The 887-nt window shown below is 68.0% G+C and carries 1 protein-coding gene; it reads left to right on the top strand.

The window, feature by feature from the left end:
* Positions 1-121: 121 nt before the first annotated feature.
* Positions 122-886, top strand: a complete 765-nt coding sequence (locus V1L54_RS29270) for an IS5 family transposase (protein WP_330121186.1) — start codon at positions 122-124, stop codon at positions 884-886.
* Position 887 lies beyond the last annotated feature (1 nt).

The raw sequence follows: 887 nt of genomic DNA on the forward strand, positions 1-887 counted from the left end.
TGAGGTGTTTCCAACCTGACGCGGTGAGCGGGCAGTTGGGCTGAGGGCGGTGTCCGGACGTGAAGAAGCTCCTGGTAGACGGGTGATTGCCTAGATCAACTGTCCTGCCAGGAGCTTCCGCGTGCTTGTCTACCCGTCTGGCGTCGATGTGTCCACCTCGACCCTGCGCTACCTCTCCGCCCGCCTTCGGGCCCGCCGCCAGGAACTGGGAACACGCTGGCGCCGACTTCCTGCCGGACGACAGGCCCTGCTCGTGCTCGCGCATCTGCGGTGCGGCCACACCTACGCGCAGCTCGCGGCCGGGTTCGGCGTAGGCACCACCACCGTCTACCGGTACATCGCCGAAGCGGTCGAGGTCCTGGCCGCCCTCGCCCCGGAGCTCGCCGGAGCGATGAAGGCCGCCTCCACCAAGGCGTTCGTGGTGCTCGACGGCACGGTGCTGCCGATCGACCGCATCGCCGCCGACCGTCCCTTCTACTCCGGGAAACACAAGAAGCACGGCATGAACGTGCAGGTCATCACCGATCCACGCGGTCGGCTGCTGTGGGCCTCGCCGGCACTGCCCGGAGCGGTCCACGACCTCAGGGCCGCACGCACCCACGGAATCATCGACGCCCTGGCCCAAGCCGGCGTGGAGTGCTGGGCCGACAAGGGCTACCGCGGTGCCGGCGGCACCATACGCACGCCCTACTGGGGCCGCTGGGACACGCTCTCCGCAGGTCAGCAAGCCGTCAACCGCTCGCACGCGAAGATCCGCGCGCTCGTCGAGCAGGCCATGGCCGCCCTCAAGACCTGGCGACTCCTGCGCAAACTGCGCTGCTCCACCAATCGCATCACCAACCTCGTCCAAGCCATCCTCACCCTGCACCTGACCTGCTCAAACTGAG

The sequence above is a fragment of the Streptomyces rubellus genome, from assembly GCF_036323805.1.
GTDB lineage: Bacteria > Actinomycetota > Actinomycetes > Streptomycetales > Streptomycetaceae > Streptomyces.